Source organism: Rubrivirga halophila, assembly GCF_046845755.1.
Lineage (GTDB): Bacteria > Bacteroidota > Rhodothermia > Rhodothermales > Rubricoccaceae > Rubrivirga.
In genome coordinates this window covers 2,924,313-2,943,830 of sequence record NZ_CP177357.1, presented here as the reverse complement: position 1 = coordinate 2,943,830, position 19,518 = coordinate 2,924,313, and the positions used below count along the sequence as shown (strand labels likewise).

General features: G+C 74.2%; 14 protein-coding genes. 5 read left to right on the top strand and 9 right to left on the bottom strand.

Annotated features, from left to right (window positions below; translation table 11 throughout):
• Nucleotides 1-19 precede the first annotated feature (19 nt).
• Both ACLIRP_RS12870 and ACLIRP_RS12865 read right to left on the bottom strand, forming a co-directional pair.
• Complete coding sequence (locus ACLIRP_RS12870; RefSeq protein ID WP_412060863.1) at nucleotides 20-1,537, bottom strand: trypsin-like peptidase domain-containing protein; 1,518 nt, start codon at nucleotides 1,535-1,537, stop codon at nucleotides 20-22.
• A 236-nt stretch (nucleotides 1,538-1,773) separates the two neighbouring features.
• Nucleotides 1,774-3,408: a PAS domain-containing protein gene (locus tag ACLIRP_RS12865; RefSeq protein ID WP_412060862.1), complete on the bottom strand. Its 1,635-nt coding sequence runs from the start codon at nucleotides 3,406-3,408 to the stop codon at nucleotides 1,774-1,776.
• Between the two features lie 172 nt (nucleotides 3,409-3,580).
• On the opposite strand from ACLIRP_RS12865, the gene crtI reads away from it, so the two are divergent.
• The gene (gene crtI / locus ACLIRP_RS12860) at nucleotides 3,581-5,176 is read left to right on the top strand and encodes a phytoene desaturase family protein (protein ID WP_412060861.1); all 1,596 of its coding nucleotides are present in this window, start codon (nucleotides 3,581-3,583) and stop codon (nucleotides 5,174-5,176) included.
• Here crtI and ACLIRP_RS12855 read toward each other — a convergent pair.
• Both ACLIRP_RS12855 and murA read right to left on the bottom strand, forming a co-directional pair.
• Nucleotides 5,170-5,598 (bottom strand): hypothetical protein, encoded by a 429-nt coding sequence (locus tag ACLIRP_RS12855; protein ID WP_412060860.1) that lies wholly within the window; start codon nucleotides 5,596-5,598, stop codon nucleotides 5,170-5,172. The genes crtI and ACLIRP_RS12855 overlap by 7 nt on opposite strands.
• 151 nt (nucleotides 5,599-5,749) lie before the next feature.
• Nucleotides 5,750-7,075, bottom strand: coding sequence for a UDP-N-acetylglucosamine 1-carboxyvinyltransferase (gene murA / locus ACLIRP_RS12850; protein ID WP_412060859.1), 1,326 nt, complete (start codon nucleotides 7,073-7,075; stop codon nucleotides 5,750-5,752).
• Nucleotides 7,076-7,255: 180 nt separating this feature from the next.
• Here murA and ACLIRP_RS12845 point away from each other — a divergent pair, with 180 nt between their 5' ends.
• The gene (locus ACLIRP_RS12845; RefSeq protein ID WP_412060858.1) at nucleotides 7,256-7,939 is read left to right on the top strand and encodes a hypothetical protein; all 684 of its coding nucleotides are present in this window, start codon (nucleotides 7,256-7,258) and stop codon (nucleotides 7,937-7,939) included.
• Between the two features lie 124 nt (nucleotides 7,940-8,063).
• On the opposite strand, the gene ACLIRP_RS12840 is transcribed toward ACLIRP_RS12845, so the two are convergent.
• The 3 genes from ACLIRP_RS12840 to ACLIRP_RS12830 form a co-directional block, all read right to left on the bottom strand.
• Nucleotides 8,064-10,217: a LysM peptidoglycan-binding domain-containing protein gene (locus ACLIRP_RS12840; RefSeq protein WP_412060857.1), complete on the bottom strand. Its 2,154-nt coding sequence runs from the start codon at nucleotides 10,215-10,217 to the stop codon at nucleotides 8,064-8,066.
• A gap of 251 nt (nucleotides 10,218-10,468) precedes the next feature.
• The gene (locus ACLIRP_RS12835) at nucleotides 10,469-11,167 is read right to left on the bottom strand and encodes a LytR/AlgR family response regulator transcription factor (protein WP_412060856.1); all 699 of its coding nucleotides are present in this window, start codon (nucleotides 11,165-11,167) and stop codon (nucleotides 10,469-10,471) included.
• Nucleotides 11,155-12,834 carry a histidine kinase gene (locus ACLIRP_RS12830; RefSeq protein ID WP_412060855.1) on the bottom strand — a complete coding sequence of 560 codons (1,680 nt, stop codon included), beginning with the start codon at nucleotides 12,832-12,834 and terminating at the stop codon, nucleotides 11,155-11,157. Before ACLIRP_RS12830 ends, ACLIRP_RS12835 begins: the two co-directional genes overlap by 13 nt.
• Before the next feature lie 128 nt (nucleotides 12,835-12,962).
• On the opposite strand from ACLIRP_RS12830, the gene ACLIRP_RS12825 reads away from it, so the two are divergent.
• A complete protein-coding gene (locus ACLIRP_RS12825) occupies nucleotides 12,963-14,360 on the top strand; it encodes an alpha/beta fold hydrolase (protein ID WP_412060854.1) in 1,398 nt (465 codons plus the stop codon).
• 77 nt (nucleotides 14,361-14,437) lie between these two features.
• On the opposite strand, the gene ACLIRP_RS12820 is transcribed toward ACLIRP_RS12825, so the two are convergent.
• On the bottom strand, nucleotides 14,438-16,021 hold the full coding sequence (locus ACLIRP_RS12820; protein ID WP_412060853.1) for an acyl-CoA carboxylase subunit beta: 1,584 nt from the start codon (nucleotides 16,019-16,021) through the stop codon (nucleotides 14,438-14,440).
• 128 nt (nucleotides 16,022-16,149) lie between these two features.
• Here ACLIRP_RS12820 and ACLIRP_RS12815 point away from each other — a divergent pair, with 128 nt between their 5' ends.
• The gene (locus ACLIRP_RS12815) at nucleotides 16,150-16,815 is read left to right on the top strand and encodes a hypothetical protein (protein WP_412060852.1); all 666 of its coding nucleotides are present in this window, start codon (nucleotides 16,150-16,152) and stop codon (nucleotides 16,813-16,815) included.
• Between the two features lie 104 nt (nucleotides 16,816-16,919).
• On the top strand, nucleotides 16,920-17,654 hold the full coding sequence (locus tag ACLIRP_RS12810; RefSeq protein ID WP_412060851.1) for an HAD family hydrolase: 735 nt from the start codon (nucleotides 16,920-16,922) through the stop codon (nucleotides 17,652-17,654).
• Between the two features lie 11 nt (nucleotides 17,655-17,665).
• Here the strand turns inward: ACLIRP_RS12810 and ACLIRP_RS12805 are convergent, their stop codons facing one another.
• Nucleotides 17,666-19,405, bottom strand: coding sequence for a hypothetical protein (locus ACLIRP_RS12805; RefSeq protein ID WP_412060850.1), 1,740 nt, complete (start codon nucleotides 19,403-19,405; stop codon nucleotides 17,666-17,668).
• Nucleotides 19,406-19,518 lie beyond the last annotated feature (113 nt).

Sequence of the window (19,518 nt, the reverse complement as noted above, 5' to 3'; positions counted from 1 at the left end):
AACCTACCGCCCCGCCGCCCTACTCCTTGGTCAGCGCCGTCAGGAACGAGGCCGTTCCGGCCCGGACGCGGACGAGGAACGTGTCGCCCGCGTCGACCTTCGCCAGCGCCGCTTCGAACTCGGCCACCGACGCCACTGGCTCGCGATCGATCTCAGTGATGATCATGCCGGCCCGGAGGTTGGCGTCGCGGTACGCCTCCGAGCCCCGGTCCACGTCGGTGATGGCGACGCCCGCGACGTCGTCGCCGACCTGGCGGGCGATGCGCGCGGTGACAGTCTCCAGCGTCATGCCCAGTGTCTCCATGCGCGCCGGGGCTTGCGTCGGGCGTCGGACGGCGTCGTCCGGGGCTGCGCCGCCGTTCTGGCTGATGGCCTCGGGCGCGGGCCGGCGGCCCAGCGTCACGCGCGCCGTGCGGGCGTCGCCGTCGCGGTTGTAGCCGATCTCGACGACGTCGCCGGGCCGCTTGCTCGAGATGATGGAGACGATCTGGCGGTTGTCGGTCAGCTCCACGCCGTCGATCGAGGTGATCAAGTCGTCGGGCCGCAAGCCGGCGTCGGCGGCGGGCGTGTTGCCGGCCGCGTCCGGGGCGATCTCGCTGATCAGCGCGGCGCCGGGGCCGACGCCGTACGCGCGGCGCAGCGCCGGGCTGGCGGCGCCGAACGAGATGCCGAGGTAGCCGCGCTCGACGACGCCCGAGTCGATGATCTGCTCGACGGTTGAGCGGACGACGTTCGCCGGGAGCGCGAACGAGATGCCGTTGAACGTGCCCGTCCGCGTCGCGATCGCCGAGTTGATCCCGACGATCTCGCCGCGCAGGTTGACGAGCGGGCCGCCCGAGTTGCCCGGGTTGACGGCCGCGTCGGTCTGGATGTAGGTCGAGATGGTCGGCCGGCCGCGCGGGTCCGGCGCGCCCGAGAAGCGGCCCAGGCTCGACACGATGCCCGAGGTGACCGTGTTCGACAAGTCGGCCGAGAGCGGGCTCCCGAACGCGAGCACCCACTGCCCGACGCGGAGCGCATCGGAGTCGCCGAAGGCGAGGGCCGGGAAGTCGTCGCCCTCGACGCGGAGCACGGCGAGGTCCGAGAAGGCGTCGGCCCCGACGACCTCGGCCTCGAGCTCGCGCCCGTCGTAGAGCACCACGCGGAGCTCGTCGGCGTCCTCGATCACGTGGTTGTTGGTGACGACGTAGCCGTCGGCCGACACGAACGCGCCACTGCCGAGCCCGCTCTGCGCGCCGTCGCCGCCGAACGGCGACATCCCGAACGGGCTGTTCTGCGCGCCCGCCGGCGCCAGCCGCGTGGACTGGATCTGGACGACGGCCGGGTTGACGCGCTCGGCGACCGACGAGAACGCCTGGCCCAGATCTTCGGCCGTGGCGACCGCCTCGGACTCGGCGAGCCGGCCCTGGGCATCGGCCTGCCCAAACAGGCTCGACAGGCCGGCCAAGTTGGCGGCGGAGGTCACGAAGACGATGCCGCCGACGACGGCGGCGGCGACGAGGAGGACGACGGACGCGGTTCGCTTGGGAGAAGTCATGAGTCGGGGGGAGGCTCGGGTCGGCCGTGGCGCATCGCCAGCGGCCCGGTCTCAACGCCGCCTCGCGCGCCGTGGTGCCCGTCGGGCGCGGCTCGCGGCCAAGGAGCTGTTAAAAAAACCGGGGCGCCCGTTGCAGGGCGCCCCGGTCAAAGCCTGCGTCACACACACGACCGCAGGGGGTAGCCCGCTGATAACGGGCCCCCTCCCGGCTTCGTATGCGGCGGCCGAGAAGAGCGTCAGCCGGTGAACAGTCGCTCAGCGGGGATCTGGAGCCGGACGCGCGTGCCGCCGCCGTCGAGCCCCTCGACGGCGACGTGCCCGCCGTGGCGCTGGGCGCGGGCCCGCATCGTGCGCATGCCCATCCCGCCCGACGCCGAGGCGCCGGCCTCGATCCCGCACCCGTCGTCGACCACGTCGAGCACCACGTCGCCGTCGGGCCCGGAGTAGAGCGCCAGCCGCACCGCCCGCGCGCCGCCGTGGCGGACCGCGTTCGTCAGCGCCTCCTGCGCCACGCGGTACACGTCGAGCCGGGCGTCGGGCCGGACGCCCCGCCCACCGATCCGGTCCTCCACCCCGACGTCGATGTCGAACGTGGCGCGGGCCTCCGCCACCAGCCGCAGGAGCGCCTCGCCGACGCCCAGCTGGTCGATGTCGACGGGGTCGAGCCCGAGCGCGAAGCTGCGCAGGCTGCCCAGCGAGCGGCCGAGCAGCTGCTGGAGCTGGCGGGCGTCGGCGGCCTGCGGCGCCTCGTCGAGGTCGCGCGCCAGCACCGACGCCAGCATCGAGGCGCCGACGAGCGACTGGCCGACGCCGTCGTGGATGTCCTGGGCGATCTGCTGGAGCTGGCGGTTCGAGACGTTCAGGAGGTCTTCGGTCGCCTCGCGCCCGTCGGTCACGTCGGTCGCCATGTAGAGGAACTGCTCGTACTCGCCGGGCACGGGCGAGAGCACGACCTCAAGCGTCCGGCCGTCGTCGAGCGCCACGTCGAACCGCGACGGCTGGCCGTCCCGGTCGGCGCTGGCGACGGCGTGGCGCCACGTCCGGTTCGTAGCGATCTCGGCGACGGCGCCGCCGAAGGCGTGGCGAGCGGCGGGGTTGGCGGTCGTCACGACGAGCCCGTCGGGGCCCCGCTCGAGCAGGCCCATCGGGGCCGCCGAGGCGTCGAAGACGCGGCCAAAGTGGGCCCGCTCGTTGGCCGCCTCGTGCGCCGCCAGCTTCCACCGCGTCACGTCGTTCTGCACCCCGACCATGTGCGTCAGTGTCCCGTCCTCGTCGCGGACGGGCGTCAGGAAGAGCTCGTTGTAGAACAGCCGCCCGTCCTTCGTGTAGTTGCGGAGCACGACGCCGCCGTCGAGCGGCTCGCCCGACTGAACGGCGTGGCGGACCCGGGCCAGCGCCTCGGCCTGTCCGTCGCCCGTGTCGTCGTGGACGCCGTTCCGGACTTGCAGAAACCGGCAGTTGCGGCCGACGGCCTCGTCGGCGGTGTAGCCGGTAAGCGCCGTGAACCCCTGGTTGACGTAGCGCAGCGGCTGGCCGGGCGCGCGCAGGTCGGCCACCACGACCGCGTTGTTGGCCGCGTCGATGGCCTTCGCGAGCAGGGTCGGGTCGAGCGCGTCCGTCGTCTGCGACGCGGTGAGCACCACGAGCGTGCCCCCCTCGAACGCCTGGGCCCGGGTGGCGAACGTCCCGTCGGTGCCCGCCAGCGTGAGCGGCACGGGCTCGTCGGCCGGGGCGCCGACGGCGAGCTCCCGGACCGGCCGGCCGACCACGTCGCCCAGCGCCGCGAGCGCCTGCGCGTTCGCCGCGTCGACCCGGCCGTCGGGGCCGACCACGAGCGCGGGGGAGGGGAGGGCGGAAAGCGGGACGACCATCAGGGTGCGATGGAGGGGGCAGTGAGTCTCGGTGAGGTGGAATCCCCCATCCTGATGGGTGGCCATAGCACTATGTGCGTCTTAGGGTACTCACGAAATCGACCGGTGCCAAGGGGTGGAACGCCGACCGCCAGCCCCGGTAGACCGCGGCCCCCCGCCACCGTCGCCCATCGTGTCCTGGATCCGCCGCCTCGCCACCCGCCCTGACGCGCGCTTGCGCACCGAGGGCCCGCCCGTCGAGCCCGCCCCGGACGCGCCCCACGCCGTCGTCATCGGCGCCGGCTTCGGCGGGCTCGCGGCCGGGATCCGCCTGCTCACGCGCGGCTACCGCGTCACGATCGTCGACCGGCTCGACCAGCCGGGCGGCCGGGCGCGCGTCGAGCGCGTGCCGGGGCCTGACGGCGGCGAGTACGTCTTCGACATGGGCCCGACGCTCATCACGGCGCCCTTCCTGTTCGACGAGCTGTGGGCGCTCGCGGGCGAGGACCGCGCCGACGCCGTCGAGTTCGTCCCGACGACCCCGTTCTACCGCATCCGGTTCGACGACGGCTCCGTCTTCAACTACACCGGCGACGGCCCGGCGATGGAGCGCGAGATCGCCCGGTTCAACCCGGCGGACGTGGCGGGCTACCGGCGCTTCCTCGAGAAGAGCAAAGCCATCTTCGAGACCGGGTTTTTGGAGCTCGGCCACGTGCCGTTCGACCGCGCGAGCCACATGGCCAAGATCATCCCCTCGATGGTCGCGCTGGAAAGCCACCGGACGGTCTACGGACTCGTCTCGAAGTACATCAAGGACCGGCGGCTCCGGCAGGTTTTTAGCTTCCACCCCCTGTTGGTCGGCGGCAACCCGTTCTCGACGACCTCCATCTACGCCCTTATCGCCTACCTCGAGCGCCACTGGGGCGTGTGGTACGCGATGGGCGGGACCGGCGCCGTCGTCGGCGGCATGGCCGACCTGTTCGAGCGCCACGGCGGCACGTTACGGCTCGGCGAGACGGTCGACGAGATCACCGTCGACGCGAGCGGCGCCAAGCCCCGCGCGACGGGCATCCGGCTCGACACCGGCGAGACGCTCGACGCCGAGGTCGTCGTCTCGAATGCCGACGCGGCGTGGACCTACAAACGGCTGATCGCGCCCGAGCACCGGACGACGTGGACCGACGCTCGGCTGGCCAAGTCCAAGCACTCGATGAGCCTGTTCGTGTGGTACTTCGGGACCGACACGACCTACGACGACGTCGCCCACCACACGATCCTGCTCGGGCCCCGCTACAAGGCGCTGCTCGACGACATCTTCCACAAGAAGGTGCTCGCGGACGACTTCTCGCTCTACCTCCACCGCCCGACGGCGACCGACCCAGGCATGGCGCCCGACGGCCACGACACGTTCTACGTCCTGTCGCCCGTCCCGCACCTCGACTCCGGCACGGACTGGAGCACCGAGACCGAGCGCTACCGCCAGAAGATCGAGGCGTATCTCTCGGAGACGGCCCTGCCTGGTCTCGGCGACCACCTCACGGCCAGCCTGACGCTGACGCCGCAGGGCTTCCTCGACGACTACCTCTCGGTCAAGGGCGCCGCGTTCTCGCTCGAGCCGCAGCTGACGCAGAGCGCGTACATGCGGCCCCACAACGCCAGCGAGGACGTCGACGGGCTGTTCCTGGTCGGCGCCGGGACGCACCCGGGCGCGGGGATGCCGGGCGTGCTGTCGTCGGCGCGCGTGCTCGACACCGTCGTGCCGGACCCGACGCCAGTGGCGAGTCAATAGAGGGTCGGCGCCCTCGGAGGGATTGGGCTCGAGCGAGATGAATCAAAGCGCCGCGCCAGCCACGGGTCGCCGCCGCGGATGACGTGGACGAGGTCCACGCCGCTGGCGACTGCCACGGCAGCTCCAATGATGACGACGATGGCTCCGGCCCCGAAGATCATCGGAGCGAACAGGCCGGCTGGCGTCACCGCGTCGCGGACAGCGATCGCGGTGCGGATGGCGAGTGCGGAGCCCCCCACGACGCCCACGACATCGACCACGATGCCGGCGACGTAGGCATCCGACTCGTCATCCACAGGGACGAGAACCGGCTCGACCGCCAGCGAGGCGTCGGCGCCCACGAGTTGAGGGAGGGCGAACCGGACCGGCTGCGCGCGAGCGTCGGCGACGACGACGATGAGGGCGACAAGGAGATAGCGCATCTGCGATGCAGGTCGGGCCTGCAATCTCGTGGGCTCCACGCCCTCCTTCCTGAGACGATCGGACTACCGCATATGAACCACCTCCGAACGAACGCCGCCCGCCTCGGCTCAAGGCCGAGACGGGCGGGGAATCCGTCAGAAGCGAGCCGAGTTACGCCGCGACGCCCTCGGCGTGGGCCTCGTCGTACGTCTCGCGGACCACGTCGATGCCGGCGCCCCGGAGCTTGCCCTCCAGGCGCTCGTAGCCGCGGTCGAGGTGGTAGATGCGGAGCACGTCGGTCTCGCCCTCGGCCACCATGCCCGCCATCACGAGCGAGACGCTGGCGCGGAGGTCGGTGCTCATCACGGTCGCGCCCGAGAGCGGGCGCGTGTTGCCGGCGATGTGGACCGTGTCGCCCTCGACCTTGAGGTCCGCGCCCAGGCGGCGCAGCTCAGGGACGTGCTTGAAGCGGTCGGTGTAGACCGTGTCGCGGACCGTCGACGGGCCGTCGGCCTGCGTCATCATGACGGTCCACTGGGCCTGGAGGTCGGTCGCGAAGCCGGGGAACGGGGCCGTTTCGATGGACACGGCCTGGATCGTGTCGACGCCCGTGACCTCGACCACGTCGCCCTTGAACGCGAACGGGACGCCGGTCGCGCGGAAGTAGTCGGTGAACGCGGGGCCGAGGTGGTCGGGGTTGGCGCCGGTGATGCGGAACGTCTCGCCGGCCGGCGTCGCCATCGCGGCGGCCATCATGTAGGTGCCGAGCTCGATCCGGTCGGGGCAGTTGGTGAACGTGACCGGGGACATGGTCTCGACGCCCTGGATCGTGATCGTGTCCGTGCCGAGCCCGTCGATCTGGGCGCCCATCGCCTGCAGCATCTCGCCGAAGACGACGACGTCGGGCTCGGCGGCGCAGTTTTCCAGGACCGACTCGCCGCTCGCGGTGACGGCCGCCAGCATCACGTTGATCGTCGCGCCGACCGAGACGGGCTCGAACCGCATCCGGCCGCCGGGGAGCCGCCCGCCGGGCGCCTCCGCGATCACGTACCCGCCCTCCTCGGTGACGACGGCGCCGAGCGCCTCCATCCCCTTGATGTGCAGGTCGACCGGGCGCGGGCCCCACGCGCAGCCGCCGGGCAGCGACACGCGCGCCTTGCCGCCGCGCCCCAGGAGCGCGCCCAGCATGTAGAACGACGCCCGCATCTGCTTGACGAGGTCGTACGGCGCCTCGAAGTGGTGCATGTTGGACGCGTCGATGGTGACGGTCTCGGGCGTGTTCGGGTCGTCGTCCGGCGCCCAGTCGACCGTGCAGCCGGTCACGCGGATCACGTTCGAGAACGTGGCGACGTCCTTGAGGACCGGGATGTTGTGGATCGTGGTGACGCCGTCGGCGAGCACGGCGGCCGCCATGAGCGGGAGCGCGGTGTTCTTCGAGCCGCCGACGTGCAGCGTGCCCTGGAGGGGGGCGCCGCCCTGGATGACGAGCTTGTCCATGCGAGGGGTGGGAAAGAGGGGAAGGGCAAAAGGGATCAACGCCCGATCCCCGCCTGAGGGTTCGGGAGTGCGGGGCCGTCTGCCCTCGGAGGCGGAGAATCCACACGGGGCACGGAGAAGGGCCCGGACGCGCGGCCCGGTTCTTGCCAAGATTGTGTGAACGGCCGTCCCCCCACGCCCATGCTGTCCCTCCACCTGTTCGACGCCGCCTCCGACGCGGAGGCGGCCCGCTACCGCATCCGCGCCGGCCTCGCCGAGACGCGTGCGGCCTTCCGTGCCTTCCGCGTGTCGCCCCACCTGGGCGTTTTGGTTGGCCTCCACCGCCAGCTCCGGGCCCTGCTCGACGGCGCCGCCGAGGTGGAGGGCCGCGGCCCGGTCGTCGACGTGGACTGGGAGGCCGGCCGGCTCGTCCGCCAGCCCGACCGCGCCCCGCTCGCGGTCGACCTCGCGCGCTGGGCGATGCCTCACATCGAGGCGGCGGTCGGCGAGGGCCGCGCGCTGTACGAGTTCGCCGCCGACCACGCCGCGCTCGCGCCGGTCGGGCTCGTGCCGCCGTACCGCGACGAGGGCTTTCTGCTGGTCGCCGACGACGCCTCCGTCCGCGCGCTGCGCTACCGGGTCTCGCCGCTGGCGGGCCCGGACGGCGGGTACCGCGCGCTCCGCACGACGGCGCTCGACCTGCTCCTCGACCCGCTCGCCCCGCCGACGGCCTGGAAGGCCGCCCTCGCCGACGCCGCGCCCGAGCTCGCGGCGCCGGCCGCGTTCCGGCTCGCGGCCGACATGGAGCTGCCGGTCGAGGCGACGCTGGTGCCCGTCGCCAAGCGGAAGCTGCTGGGCCTCATCGGCGCCTGGGGCGCGGCGTAACGGAGCGTTCCCGCCAGCGTCGGGGGCTACCCCGCGCGGTCCGGCGTCCCCGGTCTCCCGTCCCCCAAACGACGCGCGCCGCCCCCGGAGGAGCGGCGCGCAGAATCGAGAGCGGAGCCGGGCCTTAGCCGCGCGAGCCGCGGGCGGTCACGCGCAGGCGCTGCCCGACGTGGAGCACGTCCGACGAGAGGTCGTTCCACTCGCGGAGCTGTCGGACCGTCACGCCGTAGCGCTGGGCCAGGCCGGTCAGGTGCTCGCCCCGAGCCACGCGGTGCGTCGTCGGGCGGGCGGGCGCGGCGCGGCGCGGGGCTGCGGCGGGGGCCGCCGGCGTGCCGCTGACGCGGAGCCGCTGCCCCACGCGCACGTTGTCGCGGACGCCGGGGTTGAGGGCGCGCAGCTCCTCGAGCGACATCCCGTACTGGCGGGCGATCGCGAGCAGGTACTCCCCGCGCTGGATCGTGTGGGTGGCCGGCGCGCTCACGGTGTGGATCGGCGGGGCCGCCGACGGGGCGGCCGGGGCCGGGATCGTGAGGGCGGGCGTCGCCACGGCGACCCGGGCCTCGGGCTTGATTTCGACGTCGACGATCTCCTCGGCCGGCGCAGCGGCCCGGGCGGTCGGCGCGGGCCGCGGGGCTGCGGGCTTGGCGACGGCGTCGTCGGCGATCTCGTTGGCGACGCCGACCGGGGTCGGCCGGGGCGTCGCGGAGGCCGTCAGCACGACCTCCGGCTGGGCGGCGTCGCGCGCGGCCTCGGCCTGACGCGCGATGGCGTAGCGGGCCTCCGTGCTCGCCACGTCGCGCGGGGTGGCGGCGGCGAACGTCTGGACCGGCGCCGAGCGGTCGGCGCGGCGCGGCTGGAGCTGGCGGCGCAGGTCGCGCCGCGCGACCAGGTTGGCGACGGCCTCTCCGTGCTCCTGGGGCGCGAGCGGGCGGACGGCGCGCGGGCCGAACGAGACGGTTCCGGCAGCGAACTGGGCGCCGTTCGCCTCCGGCGGCGCGAGCCGGTCCAGGGCGTCGGCGTGCTCGGCGTAGGTGCCGGCCGGGACGCGCAGCATGTGCGGGCCGCGGATGTCGGGGACGCGGCCCCGGCGGATCGACGGGTTCAGCGCCGAGAGCACCTCGACGTCGGTGTCGAGGATCCGGGCGACGTCGCTCAGGCGCGTGCCGCCGGAGACGGGCACGCGGTCGAACACGTAGGCCGGGCCGGGCTCGTGCGCCTCGAAGCCGTAGGCGTCGGGGTTCGACAGGATCAGCGCCGTCGCGATAAACATCGGGACGTAGGCGCGCGTCTCGCTCGGGATCACGTGGTCGATGTCCCAGAACGTGGCCGTCTGGCCGGTCCGCTCCTCGAAGCGGCGGACGCCGCGGGCGATCACGGCCGGGTTGCAGTTGTAGCCGGCGAGGGCGAGGTGCCAGCTGCCGAACCGGTCGTAGAGGTCGCGCAGGTGGCGGGCGGCGGCGCGCGTCGAGGCCTCGGGGTCGAGGCGGTCGTCGATGTCGCGCTCGGCGCGCAACCCGTAGGCCCGGCCGGTCGCCGAGATAAACTGCCACATGCCGGCCGCCGCCATGTGGCTGCGGGCGACGGGGTTGAGGGCGCTCTCGACCATCGCGAGGTACTTCATCTCGTCCGGCACGCCCTCCTCGGCGAGCACGCGCTCGACCATCGGGAAGTAGGTGTCGGCGCGCGAGCGCAGGCGCTGGACGTGGCTCGGCCGGTTGAGCAGGAACTGGAGGTACCGCTCGACCTTGGGGTTGACGTCCATCGGGATCGTCGCCACGAACGTGGCCGCGTCGGGGAGCGTGACGTGCTCCAAGAGCGGCGTGCCCTCGTCGATCCCGCGCTCGATGGCGCGCATGCCGGCGGCGCGGATGGCGTAGACGCCGCCGCGGTCGACGAGCGGCCGGTCGTAGTAGCGCTCGTACTCGGTGACGACGGTCGAGAACAGCTCGCGGAAGCGGGGGTCGCTGAGCGCGCCGGGCCGAAGCGCGGCCGCCTGGACATCGGCGACGAGGTCGTCGAGCAAGATGGCGACCTGGTCGGTGTCGCCGTTCGCTTCGGCTTGCAGGAGGGCGGCTTGGCGCTGGTAGAAGGCGGCGATGCGGCGGGCGCGCTCGGCGTCGGAGGCCTGGTCGGCAGAGAAGGACGCCGGGAGGCGCGCGTCGGCGGAGGCCGCGAGGACCTCGGTCGGGCGCACGGGCGCGGTGTCCGTCTGTGCCGTCTGGGCGCCGGCGAGCGCCGGCGAGACGAGCAGCGCCGCCGCGAGAAGGAGGCGGGGCATGGGCAGGAGAGTGTGGGGGGAACGCATGGCGCCGTCGGGAAGGGGACCGGTTCCCCCTCTGCAAACGGCTGGCCGGAAAACTACCGCCCCCAGCGGCTTCCCGGAGCGGATCGGCAAAAAAAGGGGGCTACAGTCGTGGCCTAGATGAATCGGGCGTGGAGGGGCGGCGATGCCCGGGGCGTGGCGGGGCGCCGGTCCGTTCCAAACCGACCCGGCATCTGGTGATTTCGTAGTGCTCAGAGAGGGCCGTCTCAGCCGCTGGCGAGCCGGTCCCGCACCGCCTTGTAGCGGGTCCGCCCGACCGGGACCTCGTCGCCGGACGCGAGCACGGCGGCGTACCGACTGCCCTCGCGCACGCGGAGCTGGACCACTTCGTCGAGGCGGACCGCGTACGAGCGGTGGACGCGCTCAAACGCGAGCGGGAGCACGGCCAGCAGGCGGTCGAGCGACTTGTCGTGGAGCCGCCGCGAGCCGTCGCGCAGCACGAGCTCCGAATACGCGCCCGCCGCCTGGACGTAGCCCACGTCCGCGACCGGGACCAGATCGATGCGGCCGGCGGAACGGATGGCCAGGGCCGTCGCGGGCGTGGCGGCCCGGGCGCCGCGGATGCGGTCGAGGGTGGCCCGGATGCGCTCGGCGCCGAACGGCTTGGGCACGAAGTCGAGCACGCCGACCTCGAAGGCCTCCAGCGCCCGGTCGGTGTGGGCCGAGACGACGACCGTGTGGAAGGCGCTCGCGGCCGATTCGGCGAGCAGGTCGAAGCCGTCGCGGCCGTGGAGGTTGAGGTCGAGGAAGACGGCGTCGAGGTCGCCCCGAGCGATGCGCTCGGCGGCGTGGGCGAGCGTCGACGCCGTGGCGAGGTCGGTGATCTCGCCGCCGGCTTCGGCACGGAGCAGGCGTTCGAGACGGCGCGCGACGGGGGGCTCGTCCTCGACGATCAGGACGCGCATGGCAGGTCGAGGGTGGTGACCCAGGCGTCGGCGCCGGCGTCCGAGCGGAGCGCCCAGCGGCCGGGGAAGCTCTCCTCCAGCCGCGTCCGCACGTAGCGGAGCCCGCCGCGCTCGGGGCGAGGCTCCGGGGCGTCGGCGAGCGGGGTCGTGAGCGTGTACCGGCGGATCTCGCCGGCCCGGGTCTCGGCGAGCGTAAAGCGGACGTCGCCCGGCCGGTAGGCGTTGTGCGTGATCGCGTTCTCGACGAGCGTGTGCAGCGTCGCCGGCGGGATCGCCGCGTCGAGGTCGACGCCGTCGGCGTCGAGGTGGAAGCGGACGTCGCGGCGGTAGCCCATCACGTCGAGGTGCGTGCGGCACAGCGCCAGCTCGCGCGCCAGTGGGATCGTCGTCTCGCCGGCCACCTCGGCCAGAAGGCGCAGTTCGTCGGCGAGGGCCTCCAGCACGCGCACGCCGGTCGCCGGGTCGGTCTCGACCCACTCGATCACCGAGGTCAGCGTGTTCATCAGGAAGTGCGGCTGCAGGCCCGACTTGACGAGCTCGACCTCGAGGCGGGCCGCCTGGGCGAGTGCGGCGTGGTGGCGCCGGCGCTGGTCGCGCGTCTGCAGCCCGAGCGACGCCAAGAGGGCGGCCACGAGCACGGCGAAGGCGGGGAAGAACGCCTGGTCGAGAAAGCCCAGGCCCGTGGCGGTGACGGTCCCCAGGCAGATCGCCACGCCCGCCAGTGCGAACCGCGCCCCGCTTCGGCGCCGGGCCGTCGCCCACGCGGTCACGGCGAGCGCGGCCACCAACGCCACGACGATCATCACGAGCGCGACGGGGTCGTAGCCGCCGGGCACCACGACCGCCAGCCCGCTGGCGCCGGCCACGCCGGCCACCACCCCGCCCCGGCGCGGGAGCTCAAACTGCACGGCGAACGTGGCGACCAGGAGCACGCCGACGAGCCACGTCAGCGCCGTCACAGCGACGAGCCGCGTGACGTGGTGGTCGTACGTGTAGCCGACGACCCAGCGCCAGCTCTCGGCGCCCAGCAGCGCCGCGACGGCGAGGCAGAGCGCGGCTGTCAGGAGGTACGGCGTGCGTGAGCGGTCGGCGGCGAACAGCACGCCGTAGTACAGCCCCACCAGCACGAAGCCGCCCAGGAAGAGGAGGGGGAGCAGGTTCGCAGCGAGCGGCCATTCCGCCAGCGTCTCCAGCCCCGCCAGGTCGACGCCGTGGACGTAGCCGCCGATGCTCGGGGCGCGCCGGAACGTCGACATCCGCAGCGCGACGACGTGCGGGCCGGGCGTCGCCAGCGAGTCGGGGATGGCGTGGCGCGTGTCGATGGGGCCGGGCACCTCGCTCGCGAGGTCCGTGCCTACGCGCCCGCTGGCGCCGACGAGCACGCCGTCCCAGTACACCTCGCGCGCGGCGACGGCGCTGACGGCGAGCCCGAGCGGGCGCCGTGCATCGGGGCCCACCTCGGCGTCGAGGCGGAGCCACAAGACGGCCTGCGTGTCGGGCGGGGCGTGGAGCCAGCCGCGCGGCCAGTCATCGGCGTCCGGACTCGCCCACCCCGCGTCGTCGCCGACGCGGTACCGCGCGCTGCCGGGGTCGACGCCCGTCTGGGCGGCGAGGTCGCCGGCACCGACGGAGAGCGCGAGCAGGAGCAGGAGGACGAGGCGGGGCATCGGGGGCATCCTACGCCCGGCGCGGGCGCGCGGTGAGCCGTTCGTGCGGCGTGCGAGCGGTTGGTGAGGCGGCCCGAATCTCGGCGCCCGGTCGCCCGTGGGGAGCCTGTCCCTCCTCCTCCGATCCCATGCGATTCCTCATCCTCCTCGCCCTCTGCGCCTGTGCCGTCTCGGCCCAGCCCGCCCTCACCGTGGAACCGACGACGTTCGAGACCGCCGACGGCCGCACCGTCGCCGCCGAGGTCGGCCGGTTTTCCGTTCCCGAGAACCGGGCCCGGCCCGACGGCCGCACGATCGAGCTGGCGTTCGTCCGCTTCGCCAGCACGAACCCGAACCCGGGCCCGCCCATCGTCTACCTCGCCGGCGGGCCCGGCGGCTCCGGCTCGGGCACGGCGCGGGGCTCGCGCTTCGACCTGTTCCAAGACCTCCGCGCCGTCGCGGACGTGATCGCATTCGACCAGCGCGGGACGGGCCTGTCGAACCGACTGCCCGGCTGCCCGCACACCGCCGACCTGCCGGTCGCGGTGCCGACGACGCGCGCCGCGTTCGACGCCGCGTATGCCGACCTGACCCGGGCGTGCGAATCGTACTGGCGCCGCGCCGGGGTCGACCTCGCGGCCTACACCACGGCCGAGAGCGCCGACGACCTCGAGGCCCTCCGCCGGGCGCTCGGCGCGGACCAGATCTCGCTGTGGGCCATCAGCTACGGCACGCACCTCGCGCTCGCCGCCATCCGCCGCCACCCCGCGTCCATCGCCCGCGCCGTCCTGGCGGGCGTCGAGGGGCCGGACCACACCATCAAGCGGCCGTCCGACCAGCAGGCGCTGCTGGAAGAGATCGACCGGATCGTCCGCGCCGACGACCCGGGGGCGACGTTCCTCGCCGACATCGAGACGGTGCTCGACCGCTTGCGCGAGCGCCCCGTCACGGCCGAGGTCGGGAGCGGCGTCGAGGCGGTCACGGTCGGCATCAGCGCCTTCGACGTGCAGCGGCTGGCGGCCGGGATGCTCGGCTCGCCGGAGTGGTCGATGCAGCTCCCGGCAGTGTTCGCGGCCATGCGCGACGGCGACTTCTCGACGGTCGCCCCGACGCTCGCGTGGTTCAAGGCCGACAGGGGGCTGGGCGGCGCGATGTCGATGGCGATGGACGCCGCCTCGGGCGCCTCGCTGGTGCGCCGCGCCGAACTGGCGCGCGAGGCGCGCGAGACGCTCTTGGGGAATGCCATCGCGGCGACGGAGCACGCGACCTTCCCCGCCTGGCGCACGCCCCGCCTCGGGCCCGACTTCCGCGCGCCCGTCGTCTCCGACGTGCCGGCCCTGTTCATCAGCGGCACGCTCGACGGCCGCACGCCGGTCCGCAACGCCGACGAGGTCCGGCCGGGCTTCTCGCGCCACGCCCACCTCGTCATCGACGGCGCCGGGCACTCGGACCCGCTCTTCCTGGGCTCGCCCATCATCGGCGAGCGGATCCGGGCGTTCCTGGCGGGCGAGCCGGTCGCCAGCGAGACGATCCCGATGGCCGAGTAGCCGTCGCCCCCTGCCGCCTCAGACCCGAGGCGGCAGGGGGAGGGCGCTACAGCGGCAGGTTGCCTGCGGCGTCTTGCCTACAGGGGCAAGTTGCCGTGCTTTTTGCGGGGCAGCGTCTGGACCTTGTGCTCCAGCATCCGCAGCGTCTGGATCAGCCGCCCGCGCGTCTCCGACGGGCGGATCACGTCGTCCACGTAGCCGCGCTCGGCGGCGATGTAGGGGTTGGCAAAGTGCTCGCGGTACTCGTCGGTAAACTGGACCTCGGCGGCGGCGGGGTCGTCGGCGGCCGCGATCTCGCGCTTGCGGATGATCTCGACGGCGCCCTTCGGCCCCATCACCGCGATCTCGGCCGTCGGCCACGCCAGGTTGAGGTCGGCGCGGATGTGCTTCGAGTTCATGACGTCGTAGGCGCCGCCGTAGGCCTTGCGCGTGATGACGGTCATCTTGGGGACGGTCGCCTCGCAGAACGCGTAGAGCAGCTTGGCGCCGTGCCGGATGATCCCGTTCCACTCCTGATCCGTCCCGGGCAGGAAGCCGGGCACGTCCTCGAAGACCACGAGCGGGATCCCGAAGGCGTCGCAGAAACGGACGAAGCGGGCGCCCTTGACGCTCGCGTCGATGTCGAGCACGCCCGCGAGCACGGCCGGCTGGTTCGCCACGATGCCGACCGACGTCCCGCCGAGCCGGGCGAAGCCGACGACCAGGTTCTCGGCAAAGTCGGGGTGGATCTCGAAAAAGTGGCCGTCGTCGACGATCCGAGAGATCACGTCGTGGATGTCGTACGGCTTGTTCGGGTTCGCCGGGACGAGTGCGTCGAGGGCGTCGTCGGCGCGGTCGACGGGGTCGGTCGTCGGGACGGTCGGGACCGGGTCCTCGCAGTTCGAGGGCAGGAAGCCGAGGAGCTCGCGGATCCCCAAGAGGAGCGCGCCCTCGTTCGCGAACGCGCGGTGGCAGACGCCCGACTTGCTGGCGTGCGTGTCGGCGCCGCCCAGCTCCTCCTGCGTGACCTCCTCGTTGGTGACCGTCTTGACCACGTCGGGGCCGGTCACGAACATGTAGCTCGTGCCGCGCGCCATGAACACGAAGTCGGTGATGGCCGGGCTGTAGACGGCGCCGCCGGCGCACGGGCCCAGGATCGCCGAGATCTGGGGCACGACGCCGGACGCGAGCGTGTTCTGCAGGAAGATGTCGGCGTAGCCGCCGAGCGCGGCGACGCCCTCTTGGATGCGCGCGCCGCCGGAGTCGTTGAGCCCGATGACGGGCATCCCGTTCTCGAGCGCCAGCCCCATCAGCCGGACGATCTTCTGGGCGTGCGCCAGCCCCAGCGAGCCGCCGAAGATGGTGAAGTCCTGGGAGTAGACGGCGACGGCGCGGCCCTCGACCGTCCCCCAGCCGGTGACGACGCCGTCGCCGTAGGGACGGTTGTCCTCGAGCCCGAAGCCGGTCGCCTGGTGGCGCACGAACGCGCCGGTCTCGACGAACGAGCCGGGGTCGAGCAGGATCTCGATGCGCTCCCGCGCGGTGAGCTTGCCGCGGTCGTGCTGGCGGGCGACGCGCGCCTCGCCGCCGCCGGCGCGGCTCTCGGCGCGGCGCCGGTCGAGGTCGGCGTAGAGGTCCCCGTCGGGGCGGGGCTGGCTGTCGGAGGTCGAGGCGTCGGGCATGGGGATCGGAGCGGGTCCCGCAAGCTACCGGCGTCGGGAATCGGGGGGCGGGCCTCGGGACGGGCGGCCTTCGGGGTGGCGCGGGCGGATCTGGAGAGGCACCTTCCCGCCGATCCACGCCCGCCGCCATGCGCGCCCTCCTCGTCCCCCTCCTCCTGCTCGTCGCGTGCGGCCCCGACCCCGCCGAGCCGCCCGCCCCGCCCGCCCCGCCCGACGCTCCCGCTCCGTCCGTGACCGCGCCGCCCGCCGCGCCGGACACGCTGCGCCTCTCGATCGACGACCGGGCGCTCGCGGACCGCCCCACTGCCCCGGTCCGCGTCGACGGCGCCTGTCCGTTCGAGGGCTGCGTCTACGGCGAGTGGACCACGACGGCCGAGACGACGGTCTACGCCGTGGGCGGCGACACCACGCGCGTCGCGTTCACCGTCCCGGCGGGCACCGTGCTCGCGGCGTCCGGCGGGTTCGCCCTGGTCACGCGCGTCGGCCAGGCCGTCGTCGTGCGGCCGGCGGAGCTGTACCAGAGCGGCGCCGAGACCCGGCCGCTCGCCGTCGGCGACACGCTGGCGGTGCTCGACTACGAGGGCGAGGGGAGCCACCGCGTCTGGATCGACGGCGAGATCGGGTTCTCCGAGGCGGGCGCCGACGTCGGGCCGCCCGGCGAGGGGCCGGCGATCCGGCAGACGGTCGCGCCGGCGGTCCAATGGTGGGCCCGGGTCGCGGCGCCGGACGGCCGCGCGGGCTGGCTCTGGATGGACCGCACGCCCCGCGTCGAGGGCGCCGACGCACTGGGCTGACCCGAGCCGTGCCATTGCGGCCCCACACGCGCGCTCAGACGTTCGTCCGGCGCCGCCCGCGATTCGGGGGCACCTTGGCTCCCCGCGATCTCCCCCCGACGCCCGTGCTCGACCTTCTCGCCTTCGACCTCGACGGCACCCTCGCCGACACCGAGCCGCTTAAGGCGGAGTCCTACGCCTGGGCCGCCACCCGCCTGCGGCCCGACCTCGACGCGGCGGAGGTCGAGGCCGCCTACAACGCGTGCGTCGGCCAGTCGCGCCAGCAGATCGCCTCGGCGCTCCTCAACCGGTTCGGCCTCGAAGACGCGGCCCGGGCGCACGACGGGTCCGTCGAGCCGTGGCGGAGCTTCGTGGGGATCCGCCTGGCGCGCTACCAGGGGCGGCTCGCCGACGGCGCCGTCGTCCGGGCGAACGCCCACGACCACGCCATCGCCCTCGTCCGGCGCGGCCACACGCTCGCGCGGTCGGTCGCGCTCGTCACCACCAGCGGGCGCGAGAACGCGACGCTGGTGCTGGCGGGCCTGGGGCTGAGCGACGCCTTCGACCTCACGGTCACCGCCGACGACGTCTCGGCCACCAAGCCGGACCCCGAGGGCTACCGGCTCGCCCTGGCGACGACCGGCTCGGCCCCCGGCCGCTCCCTCGCCGTCGAGGACTCACCTGCCGGGACGCGCGCGGCGCTGGCGGCAGGAATGGGCCTCGTCGTCGTGCCCGACGACCTCACGCGCGAGGCGATCGCCGCGCTCGTGGCCGACGGCACGCTCGACGCGGGCGCAGTGACGACGGCCGGCGGGCTGGCCGCCGCCGTCGAGGCGCACGCCAGCCGGGCGAGCGCGTAGCCGCGCCCGACCTACGCGCGGCGGTCGAACCGTTCCTGCATCGCGTCGATAAAGGCCACGGCCGACTCCGTGTACGGGTTGACGCGGTGGCGGCGCAGGACCTCGGCCGAGAAGATGGACGTGGCCTCGGTGTAGCTCGCCGCCCGGTCGATCTGGTCGAGCGTGCGGTGGTAGGCGGCGGGCGAGCCGGCAAAGAGGTCCGCGACGTACCCCGCGCGACGGTCGCCAGCCGCCGGGCCGAGCACGCGCAGTTCCAGGGCGTCGAGGTCGGACGCGGGCTCGGAGTCGGACCCGGCCGTGGGGGCAGGGGACGAGGTCGGCTCGCCCGGGTCGGGCAGCTTGGCTGCAAGGTCGGACCGGGCAAACCGGCGCCAGATCGGCTCGTCCTCGTCGGCCGCTGGCGCGGGCTCCGGGTCGGCGCCGCGCTCGCGCGCGAGCCGCTTCCACAAGGGCTCGTCGTCAGCCGGCGCGTCGGCCGGGGGTGTCGACGCCCCCGGCGGATCGGGCTCTGGGGCCGGGGGGAGGTCGTCCTCGGCGGGCGGGTCCGGCGTGAACTGGAGCGGCTCCTCGGCGATCGGCGCGGGCGCGGTGGGCTCGGGCGCGAGCGTCGCCGGCGGGTTGTCGTCGACGTCCGGAGCGGGGACGACGACAGGGGCGTCCGCGGGCGGTCGCTCCGGATCAGGGGCCTCTGCGTCGGGCTCCGAGGCCGGCTCGGCGAGCGCGTCGCGAACGGCGTCCATCCCCGCCGTGTCGGGCTCAGAGGGCTCCGGGTCCACCGCCTGAGGCGCTTCCGCGTCGGGCGCGTCGATGGGCGGGTCCGCAGAGGACGCCTCGCCGGCCTCGGGCGACTCGGTGGCCCCGGCCGGCCGGGGCGGGCCCAACACCGCCGAGTCGACGGGGTCGAACTCGGGCGCGGCGTACTTCGAGCCGACGACGGGCGGGGCGACGCCCGGGGCGACGGGCGGCACCGGCGGCGGCGTCAGGTCGGGCGGGGCCGTCGCGATGCGGGGCGCCGATCGGGGCGCCAGCGTGGCACCGAGCCGCTCGCGCAGCGTGGCCGGGTCGACGGCGTCGAGGTCGGCGAAGACGGCCGCCAGCGCGGGCGTGCCCTTGGCCTCGAACAAGTCGCGCAGGAGTGCCGCCGGCACCGTCCCGGGCGGCGTGCCGACGGCCCCCGCGAGCTCGAACAGCGGGCCCAGAAGGGTCGCCCACTCGGCCGGCCCGAACGCCGAGACCATCCGCCGGTCGATCCGCCGGAGCAGCTGCTCGAGCCCGGCCCGGTCGAGGGTGTCGAGGGCCTTGCGCTCGACGTAGCGCTCGGCGATCTCGGGGAGGTAGGGGTACGGCCCGAACGCCTGGAGCCGGTGCAGCACCTCGGCGGCCGGCAGCGGGGTGTGCGCGTTCTCGAACGCCGCCGAGGCCAGCGTTTCGGCAGGCCGGACGAGGTGCGCCAGCGCCAGGACGGTCGCGCGACCGACGGCGGACTCCCAGCGTCCGGCAGGGAACCGAGCGCTCGCGCGGGCCGCCGCCGTCCAGGCGTCGCTCGCGGCACGGACGGCGGGGTCGTCGGCGTCGAGGAGCGGGGAGGCGGGCACGCGCGCGGCGTCGTCGAGCCGGGCGCCGAGCAGGTGGGCGACGGGCGCCGGGAGCCGGGCCACGTCGGCACGGGCGCGGGCGCGGTCGGCCGGGAGGGCGTCGAGGGCCCGGCGCGTCAGGGCGTCGGCCGTGGCGTCGAACGCGGCGTCAGGCATCGGATCGGGGGAACGGACCGTGGGAGAATAGGAGGAGAGAACGCGGGATGCGAACACGCGGTGCCCGCCCGCGCGAGGGAGGGCGCACAGAGGGCCCCGGGTCCCCGGCCGGC